The organism is uncultured Propionibacterium sp., from assembly GCF_963539965.1.
GTDB lineage: Bacteria > Actinomycetota > Actinomycetes > Propionibacteriales > Propionibacteriaceae > Propionibacterium.
Genome location: NZ_CAUTOU010000075.1, coordinates 1 through 9,697, shown reverse-complemented (window position 1 = coordinate 9,697; position 9,697 = coordinate 1). Strand labels below are relative to the sequence as shown.

The window sequence follows — 9,697 nt, the reverse complement described above, 5'->3', positions numbered from 1 at the left end:
CAAAAAACAAAACAAAACCAGAAACACGCTGTTGAGTTATCAAGAAACAACCACCAGCCGGTACGGGACCAGCCGTCGGCAGCCATCTGCGAACAATCAACCGAGCAGGCGGATCGTCCGCATACATATTGTATTGCAGCCACCGCGAGCGGCAGCTCAATCAACTTTAGGGGGTTGATCCCCAGGAAGTCAAATCGACTTCCCATCCTCTCCGTCGGATCGGCGGCTCGCACCACCGATCACTCCGCTCGGATGACCCCCGATCCGGCCGGCCTCTTGCGGAGCCTCCTCGTCCGGGGCGGGAAAAAACAATACCCCCGGGCGCGTCACCGCGCAAGTCCGAGGGGCAGTAACCTCGAAGAAATCTTGTCTTCCCTTGTCAGGGGACGATTACACCACCAACGGTGCGCTTGCCGCGGCGGACCACGGCATACCTGCCGGCGAGGAGCTCGTCCTCGGTCAGGCGCGCCTCGACGTCGGTGACCTTCCGGTTGTTCAGATAGGCGCCGCCCTCGGCGACGGCCCGGCGGGCCGCGGACTTCGAGGGCACCACCCCGCTGGCGGCGAGCGCGTCGACGACGGACGGGAACCGCCCGTCCGCCGGGGCCAGCTCCACGGCACCGATCTCGCCCATGACCATGGCGAGGGCCTCCGTGTTCAGGGCCCCGAGGTCACCGCGGCCGAAGAGCGCCGCGGCGGCGGCTTCGGCGGCCTCGCGGGCCGCCCTGCCGTGGACCAGGTCGGTGATGTCATTGGCCAGTGCGTGCTGGGCGGCCCTCCCGGAGGGCGCCTGCCTCGTCCGGGTCTCCAGCTCATCGATCTCGTCGCGGGTTCGGGCGGAGAAGATCTTGAGGTAGTCGACCACCGAGGCGTCCTCGGCGTTCAGCCAGAACTGGTGGAAGGCGTACGGGGACGTGAGTCCGGGGTCGAGCCAGATGGCGCCGCCCTCGGTCTTGCCGAACTTGGTGCCATCGGCCTTCGTCAGCAGGGGCGTCACCAGGCCGTGGACGACATCGCCCGTAGTGCGGCGGATGTAGTCGATACCGGCAGTGATGTTGCCCCACTGGTCCTGCGCCCCGGTCTGGAGGGTGCAGCCGTAGCGCTCGTGCAGGGCCGCGTAGTCGAGGGACTGGAGCAGGACGTAGCTGAACTCCGTGTAGCTGATGCCCTCGTCCAGGCGTCGGGCCACCACGTCCCGGGCCAGCATCCTGTTGACGCTGAAGTGCCTGCCGATGTCGCGCAGGAAGTCCAGGGCCGGCAGCGGAGCCGTCCAGTCGAGATTGTTGACGATCTGGGAGGCGTTCTCGCCCTCGAAGCTCACGAACCGGCTCACCTGGGAGCGCAGGGACTCGACCCAGCCGGCCACGGTCTCCCTGGTGTTCATGACGCGCTCGCCGGTCATCTTGGGATCGCCGATCAGACCGGTGGCGCCGCCTACGAGCAGGAGCGGACGGTGGCCGGCCTCCTGGAGCCGGCGGGCGAGGATCAACTGCATCAGATGACCGATGTGCAGGCTCGGCGCGGTGGGGTCGAAGCCCACGTAGCTCGTGACCATTCCCCCATCGAGATGGGCGGCGAGGGCCGCTTCGTCCGTGGTCGTCGAGACGAACCCACGCCATGTCAGGTCATCGAGCAGCGCATTCACCCCGACAGCCTATGACACGGCCGCCGATGGGCACGAGCGGCGCGCGGAGCGGGACCCGGCGAGCCCTCGTCGGGCCCGCGGCGTCAGGCCTGCCGGCCCCATTGCGCAGCGGCCCTGCCGGCCGCCTCGACGGCCGCCAGCTGCTCGGCGACGCGCTCGGGAGCGGTACCGCCGCGGCCGTTGCGGGAGGCGACCGAACCGGTGATCGTCAGCACGTCGCGGACGGCCGGCCCCAGGTGGGCGTCGATGCCGGCCAACTGCTCGTCGCCCAGCTCGGACAGCTCCATCGAGTTGGCCTCGCAGAACCGGACGGCACGGCCCGTGATGTCGTGCGCCCGGGCGAAGGGGACGCCCCGGCGGACGAGCCAGTCCGCCATGTCGGTGGCCAGGGAGAAGCCGCGCGGGGCGGCCTGGGCCAGGCGCTCCTCGTCGAAGGCGAGGGTGCCGACCAGGCCGGCGACGGCCGGCAGCAGGACATGGAGCTGATCAATGCCGTCGAACAGCGGCTCCTTGTCCTCCTGCAGGTCGCGGTCGTAGGCGGTGGGCAGTCCCTTGAAGGTGGCCAGCAGGCCGGTGAGATTGCCGATCAGCCGTCCGGCCTTCCCCCTGGCCAGCTCGGCCACATCGGGGTTCTTCTTCTGGGGCATGATGCTCGAGCCGGTGCTCCAGGCGTCGTCGAGCCGGGCGAAGCCGAACTCGGGAGTGGTCCAGGCGATGACGTCCTCGGCCAGGCGCGAGAGATCGACGCCGATCTGGGCGAGCACATAGGCGGTCTCGCTCACCAGGTCGCGGGCGGCGGTGCCGTCGATGGAGTTCATCACCGAGCCGTCGAAGCCGAGCTCGTGGGCGACCCGCTCGGGGTCGAGGCCGAGCGAGGTGCCGGCGAGGGCGGAGGAGCCGTAGGGGCTGACCGCCAGGCGGCGGTCCAGGTCGCGGAAGCGCTCGATGTCGCGCAGCAACGGCCAGGCGTGGGCGAGCAGCTGGTGGGCGAGCAGGACGGGCTGGGCGGTCTGCATGTGGGTGCGCCCGGGCATGATCGCCGACCGATGGGCACGGGCCTGTGCGCACAGGGCGGAGACGACGTCGCAGGCATCGAGGGCCAGGGCGCGGATCTCCCGGCGCAGGTACATGCGGATGAGGGTGGCGATCTGGTCGTTCCGGCTGCGACCGGCACGCAGGCGGCCGCCGAGCACGGGGCCGACCCTCTCGATGAGGATGCGCTCGAGGGCGCCGTGAACGTCCTCATCGGTGGGGGCCGGGTGCAGCTCGCCGCGGGCGACCTGCTCGGCCATGTCGGCCAGGGCGGCGTCCATCGCGGCATGGTCGGCGTCGGTCAGCAGACCGGCGGCGTGCAGGGCGCGGGCGTGGGCGCGGGAACCGGCGATGTCCTCGCGGGCGAGGCGCCAGTCGAACCGAGTGGAGACCGACAGGGCGAACATCGCCTCGGCCGGGCCGCCGGCGAAACGTCCTCCCCACAGCAGACCCTGCTGATGATCCTGACTCATGGCGCGCCTTTCGTGATGCTCGTGCGGGGCCGCTCGCCGCGGTGACCGCGGTGCGGATTCTATGCGAACGACGGACCCTGCTCGCGGCGAGCGGGCGGACGACCAGTACGGGCCATCGCCAGGAAGTACGCAGCCGCCTCCCGGCCCCCATCGGGATCGCGGGAGATGACCATGACGGTGTCGTCACCGGCGATGGTGCCGAGGACCGCCTGCAGGCAGACTCGGTCGATGGCCGAGGCGAAGTACTGGGCGGCCCCCGGCGGTGTCTTGATGATGAGCAGGTTCGCCGAGGCTTCGGCCGAGACGAGCACCTCGGCGCAGATCCGGGCCAGGCGCTGTTCGAGCAGCGCCCGGTCGGAGGCGGCATCGGCGCTCGGGGGGGCGTACACCAGGACGCCCGAGACCGAGCGCACCCGCACCGCACCGATGTCGAGCAGATCCTTGCTGAGCGTGCCCTGGCTGACCCTGATCCCCTGCTCGGCCAGCATGTCGGCCAGTTCGCCCTGAGAGCCGATCTCGTGGGCCCGGATCAGTTCCAGGATCAGCGCCTGGCGCGCGACCCTGCCGGAGCCCGCCCGCTCCGATGTCGATGCGTTCGCGCTCATACTCGCCCCTGGGCGGCGTCCAGCAGCCCGGGCAGGGCGGCCACGAAGGCGTCCAGCTGCTCACCGGCAATGACGAGCGGCGCGGCGATGCGCAGCACGGACGGGCGCGGCGCATTGATGATCCAGCCGGCCTCGAGAGCCGCATCGGCGACCCCGGCGGCGATCGGCCGGTTCAGGACGATGCCGCGCAGCAGGCCCTGACCGCGGACCAGGTCGATGCGGGGGTCCCCCAGGGCCATGACCGTCTCGGCGAGGTGCTCGCCGAGACGCTCGGAGCGGTCGGCGAGCCCCTCCGAGGCCATCGTCTCGAGCACCGCGCAGCCGACCGCGCAGGCGATCGGGTTACCGCCGAAGGTCGTGCCGTGCTGGCCGGGTCCGAACAGGCCGGCCGCCTCGCCGAGGGCGATGCAGGCGCCGATCGGGTAGCCGTTGGCCAGCCCCTTGGCGACGGTGATGATGTCGGGCGTGATGCCGGCGCGCTGGTGGGCGAACCACCTGCCGCAACGGCACAGCCCGGTCTGGACCTCGTCGATCCACAGCAGGGCGCCGCGGTCGGCGGTGATGCGGCGGGCCGCGGGCAGGAAGTCCTCGCCCGGCTCGACGACGCCGTTTTCGCCCTGGATGGGTTCGAGCACGACGGCGGCGACCGTCTCGTCGACCGCCCTCTCAAGAGCCACGGCATCCCCGTAGGGCACCCAGACGATCTCGCCGGGCAAGGGCTCGAAGGGCTTGCGGTAGTGCTCGTTGTGGGTGATCGCCAGGGCTCCCATCGTGCGCCCGTGGAAGGAGCCCTCCATCGCGACGATCCTGCCGCGGCCGGTCAGGCGGCTCAGCTTGAAGGCCGCCTCGTTGGCCTCGGTGCCCGAGTTCGCGAAGAAGACGCGGGCCGGGGTCTGCGGCGCGTTCAACGTGGCCAGCGGGACGAGCCGCTCGCCGAGCTCGATCTGGGGGGGCGAGGCGAAGAGGTTCGAGATGTGGCCGAGCATGCCGGCCTGCTCGCCGATCGCCTTGACGACGGCCGGGTGGGCGTGGCCGAGCGCGTGCACGGCCAGACCCGCGAGCAGGTCGGTGTAGTGCTTCCCGTCGGCGTCCCAGACGTCGGCGCCCCGGCCGCGCACCAGGACGCGCCTCGGATGGCCGAAGGTGTTCATCAGGGTCCTGTCGTAGCGCTCGCCCCAGGTCCTCTGGTCGATGGCGTGACCGCTCACAATTCATCGTCCTCCTCGGCCCGGACCATCGTGCCGATGCCGTCGTTCGTGAAGATCTCCAGCAGCAGCGAGTGCTCGACGCGCCCGTCGGCGACGGTGGCGCGGGGAACCCCGCCCTGCACGGCGCGCAGGCAGGCCTCCATCTTGGGGCGCATGCCCGAGACCAGCTCGGGGAGCAATTCCTGCAGCTCGCCCGCGCTGATCTGGGTGATGACGTCCTCGCTGTTGGGCCAGTCCGAGTACAGGCCGGCCACGTCGGTCAGCATGACCAGGCGCTCGGCGTGCAGGGCGACCGCCAGTGCCGCCGCGGCGGTGTCCGCATTGACGTTGAAGACCTCCTCGTGCTCGCCGGGGGCGACGGTGGCGATGACCGGGATGCGGCCGGCGTCCATGAGGTCCTGGACGGCCTGGGGGTGCACGGCGGTGACCTCGCCGACCTGGCCGAGTTCCATCGGGACGCCGTCGACCATGACCTTCTTCGGCACGGCGGTGAACAGCCGGGCGTCCTCGCCGGACAGGCCCACCGCGTAGGGACCGTGGTCGTTGACCAGGTTGACGAGCTCACGCCCCACCTGGCCGACGAGCACCATCCGGACGATGTCCATGGCCTCGGGCGTGGTGACGCGCAGGCCCCCGCGGAACTCGCTGCGGATGTCGAGACGCTTGAGCATGCGGTTGATCTGGGGGCCGCCGCCGTGGACGACGACCGGTTTCACGCCGCAGCGGCGCATGAAGACGATGTCCTGGGCGAAGGCGCGTTTGAGACCGTCGTCGACCATGGCGTTGCCGCCGTACTTGATGACGATCGTCCTGCCCGCGTACTGCTCGAGCCAGGGCAGGGCCTCGATGAGGGTGCCCGCCTTGCCAATGGCCGCGTCGCGGTCGAGGCTGCTCACCCTGCTCATGAGGAGTACTCCGCGTTCTCCCTGACGTAGCCGTACGTCAGGTCGTTGGTCCAGATCGCGGCCTGCTCCTCACCGGCGTGCAGGTCGACGACGACGCAGGCCCGGCGCGGGCGCAGGTCGACCAGCGAGCGGTCCTCGCCGATCGCTCCGCCGCGACAGACCGTGACGCCGTTGAAGGAGACGTCGAGTTCGGCCGGTTCGAAGACGGCCCGCGTGGTGCCGACCGTGGCCAGCACGCGGCCCCAGTTGGGGTCGTTGCCGAAGACGGCGCACTTGAACAGGTTCGACCGCGCGATCGCACGGCCCACTTCGAGAGCGTCGGCCTCGCTGGCTGCGCCCCTGACGAGGATCTCGATGTCGTGGCTGCTGCCCTCGGCGTCGCCCAGGAGCCGGCGGCCGAGGTCGAGGCAGACCGCGGTGAGCGCGGCGGCGAACTCCCTGGTGCCGAGCCGCACGCCGGAGGCACCCGAGCTCAGCAGCAGAACGGTGTCGTTCGTCGACTGGCAGCCGTCGGAGTCGAGGCGGTTGAGGGAGACCTCGGTGGCCGCGCGCAGGGCCGTGTCGGCCTGCCCGGCGGTGATGACGGCATCAGTGGTGATGACGACGAGCATCGTGGCCAGAGCCGGGGCGAGCATTCCGGCGCCTTTCGCCATGGCGCCGATGGACCAGCCCTCGCCCGCGAAGACGGCGGTCTTCGGACAGGTGTCGGTCGTCATGATGGCGCGGGCCGCATCGGCACCACCGTCGGCGGACAGGCCGGCGAAGGCTGCTTCGACGCCCGTCAGGAGCCTGCCCATGGGCAGTCGCTCGCCGATCAGGCCGGTGGAGCAGACGGCCACGTCATGGCTGGCCGCACCGAGCAGACCGGCCACGGCATCGGCGGTGGCGGCCGAGTCGGCCAGGCCCTCCTCGCCGGTGCAGGCATTGGCGCCGCCGGAGTTGAGGACGACGGCCCTCAGGGCTCCGTCCGCCACGGCCTGACGCGACCACAGGACCGGTGCGGCGCAGACCCTGTTCGAGGTGAAGACGCCGGCCGCGACGTCGGCCGGGCCGTCGTTGACGACGAGCGCCAGGTCGGGGCTGCCGTCGGTCTTGATGCCGGCGGCGGCGCCCGCCGCGCGGAAGCCCCTGGGTGCGGTGACGGTCACGGTGCGACTCCGATCGTGGGCAGGCCGATCGTCTCGTCCAGGCCCAGCGCGAGGTTCATGGACTGCACGGCGCTGCCGGCAGTGCCCTTGGTCAGATTGTCGAGGGCGGACACGACGACCAGCCGGCCGGCCGCCGGGTCGACGGTCGCGTTGACGACGACCGAGTTCGAGCCGAGCACCGACTGGCTGGCGGGCCACACGCCGGCCGGGAGCACCTGCACGAAGGGCTCGTCCGCGTAGGCGCTCCGATAGGTCTCGTGCACCCGCTCCTGGCCGACCGACGAGTCGATCGGTGCGGTGATGACGGCCAGTATGCCGCGCTGCATCGGGGCGAGCAGCGGCGTGAAGCTGACGGACGGGGATCTCGCGCCGAGGGCCTCGAGGTTCTGCAGGATCTCGGGGATGTGGCGATGCGTGCCGCCCACGCCGTAGGCGCTGACCGACCCGGTCGTCTCGGAGCCGAGCAGACCGGGCCTGGGGCTGCGTCCGGCGCCGCTCGTGCCGGAGGCCGCGGCAATGGTGATGTCCCGGCCGTCGATGAGACCGCCGGCGATCGCCGGCAGCAGGCCGAGTGTGCTGGTGGCGACATAGCAGCCGCACACGGCGATGCGCCGGGCCCCCTTGAGCACCTCGCGCTGGCCCGGCAGCTCGGGCAGGCCGTAGGGCCACGATCCGGCGTAGGGCGTCCCGTAGAAGGTCTTCCAGCGCTCCTCGCTGGTCAGTCGATGGTCGGCACCGCAGTCGATGACGAGGGTCTCGGCGGGCAGCTCGGCCGCGATGGCCGCCGAGGCGCCGTGCGGCAGGGCCAGGAAGACGACGTCGTGACCGGCCAGGTTCTCGGCGGTGGTCTCGACGACCCGCCGGTCGTACAGGTCGATCAGGTTGGAGTGGTGCTCGCCCAGCGCGGTCCCCGCGCTGGACCCGGCGGTGAGCGCACCGATCTCGACCTGGGGGTGCCCGGCGAGGAGCCTGAGGATCTCTCCCCCGGCATAGCCGGTGCACCCGGCGACCGCTGCTGCGTACGACATGAGCATAAGTATGTCATGCTAAAAATAAATATGCGATTCCGTCCGCTCCTCGGCGTATTAGGGTGATGCGCAATCCGTTGCCGATCGAAGGACACTCCGATGACCATGTACACCCAGGCCTCCCGACTGCGCGGCGTGCGCTACGACGTACGCGGCAAGAACATGGTGGAGGCCCAGCGCATGGAAGCGGCGGGCCAGCGCATCCTCAAGCTCAACATCGGCAACCTCGCCCCCTTCGGTTTCGAGACGCCCGACTCGGTCGTCCGCTCCATGGTCGCCCACCTGCCCGAGTCCGAGGGCTACTCCGACTCGAGCGGGGTCTACTCGGCCCGCACAGCCGTGGCGAACTACTACCAGTCCAAGGGCCTGGACGTCGACGTCGACCAGGTGATGCTCGGGAACGGCGTCAGCGAGCTCATCTCGATCGTCCTTCAGGCGCTGCTGGACATCGACGACGAGGTGCTCATCCCCTCCCCCGACTATCCGCTGTGGACCGCCCAGGTGACCCTGTGCAGCGGTCGCGCGGTGCACTACTTGGCCGACGAGACCAACGGCTGGAACCCGGATCTCGAGGACATCGCCTCCAGGATCACCCCGCGCACCAGGGCGATCGTGCTCATCAACCCGAACAACCCGACCGGCGCCGTCTTCAGCGCCGAGACGGTGAGGGGCGTCGTCGAGCTGGCCCGAGAGCACGGGCTCATCATCCTGTCGGACGAGATCTACGAGAAGGTCATCTATCGCGGCGAGCACGTCCACGCCGCGGGCCTCGCCGGCGAGGACGTCCTGTGCCTGACCTTCTCCGGCCTGTCGAAGGCCTATCGCGCCTGCGGTTTCCGCGCCGGCTGGCTGGCCATCACCGGTCCGCTCGCCGCGGCCGAGGACCTGCTCGAGGGCCTGCACCTGCTGGCCAATATGCGCATGTGCGCCAATGTGCCCGCGCAGCACGCCATCCAGACCTGCCTGGGGGGGTACCAGTCGATCAACGATCTGGTGGCCCCGGGCGGACGCTTCCACGACCAGATCATGCTGTCGGCCGAGCTGCTCAACGAGATCGAGGGCGTCAGCTGCGTGCCGGCCAGCGGCGCGCTGTACCTGTTCCCGCGCCTCGACCCGGAGCGCTTCCCCATCCAGGACGACGAGGAGTGGGCGCTGGGGCTGCTGCGCCGCAAGAAGATCCTCGTCAGCCACGGACGCGGCTTCAACTGGCCCGCCCCCGACCACTTCCGCCTCGTGACGTTGCCCGGGGAGGAGGTGCTGCGCGAGGCCATCGCCCGCATCGCCGAGTACTGCGAGGAGACCCGCCACGACTGAGCCCGCCCCGCCGATGATGAGCATCGGCGCCAGGGCACGGCAGGAGCACCGCGGGTCGAGGACGCGACGATCTCCACCACGGCGAAGAGTGCGTAGCAGGACGCTATGACGCGCACGACGCCCGTACCCGCCGCGATGACGGCGGGTCGGCGGTGAACACGCCGAGGACCGGGAGCGCCCACGAGCGGGCCGGCGGCGAGCACGATGACGCGCTCGATCTCGCCGTGGCGGCCGGCGAGCACCGCCACTGCCTCACGGCCGACCCCCGGCGGACCGCTCCGCGGCGTCGAGGGCCACGAGATGGCCCGGGGCGATCTCGACGAGCGGGGCGGCGCCGGC

General features: G+C 70.6%; 9 protein-coding genes. 1 reads left to right on the top strand and 8 read right to left on the bottom strand.

What is annotated here, in order from left to right; all coding sequences use genetic code 11:
- The 8 genes from R2N01_RS10105 to argC all read right to left on the bottom strand — a co-directional run.
- The coding region (locus R2N01_RS10105; protein ID WP_316670786.1) for a hypothetical protein at positions 1–236 on the bottom strand (236 nt) is incomplete at its 3' end.
- A gap of 143 nt (positions 237–379) precedes the next feature.
- Positions 380–1,645 carry a tyrosine--tRNA ligase gene (gene tyrS, locus R2N01_RS10100; protein WP_316670783.1) on the bottom strand — a complete coding sequence of 422 codons (1,266 nt, stop codon included), beginning with the start codon at positions 1,643–1,645 and terminating at the stop codon, positions 380–382.
- Between the two features lie 83 nt (positions 1,646–1,728).
- On the bottom strand, positions 1,729–3,150 hold the full coding sequence (gene argH / locus R2N01_RS10095) for an argininosuccinate lyase (protein WP_316670781.1): 1,422 nt from the start codon (positions 3,148–3,150) through the stop codon (positions 1,729–1,731).
- Positions 3,151–3,209: 59 nt separating this feature from the next.
- Complete coding sequence (locus R2N01_RS10090; RefSeq protein WP_316670779.1) at positions 3,210–3,755, bottom strand: arginine repressor; 546 nt, start codon at positions 3,753–3,755, stop codon at positions 3,210–3,212.
- A complete protein-coding gene (locus tag R2N01_RS10085; RefSeq protein ID WP_316670777.1) occupies positions 3,752–4,963 on the bottom strand; it encodes an acetylornithine transaminase in 1,212 nt (403 codons plus the stop codon). The genes R2N01_RS10090 and R2N01_RS10085 overlap by 4 nt, the downstream gene beginning before the upstream one ends.
- Positions 4,960–5,868, bottom strand: coding sequence for an acetylglutamate kinase (gene argB, locus R2N01_RS10080; protein WP_316670776.1), 909 nt, complete (start codon positions 5,866–5,868; stop codon positions 4,960–4,962). Before argB ends, R2N01_RS10085 begins: the two co-directional genes overlap by 4 nt.
- Entirely contained in the window at positions 5,865–7,016 is a 1,152-nt protein-coding gene (gene argJ, locus R2N01_RS10075) for a bifunctional glutamate N-acetyltransferase/amino-acid acetyltransferase ArgJ (RefSeq protein ID WP_316670774.1), read from the bottom strand. The genes argB and argJ overlap by 4 nt, the downstream gene beginning before the upstream one ends.
- Positions 7,013–8,044, bottom strand: a complete 1,032-nt coding sequence (argC, locus tag R2N01_RS10070; RefSeq protein ID WP_316670772.1) for an N-acetyl-gamma-glutamyl-phosphate reductase — start codon at positions 8,042–8,044, stop codon at positions 7,013–7,015. The genes argJ and argC overlap by 4 nt, the downstream gene beginning before the upstream one ends.
- 99 nt (positions 8,045–8,143) lie before the next feature.
- Between argC and R2N01_RS10065 the strand changes: the two genes are divergently transcribed.
- Positions 8,144–9,358, top strand: coding sequence for a pyridoxal phosphate-dependent aminotransferase (locus R2N01_RS10065; protein WP_316670771.1), 1,215 nt, complete (start codon positions 8,144–8,146; stop codon positions 9,356–9,358).
- Positions 9,359–9,697: the final 339 nt, after the last annotated feature.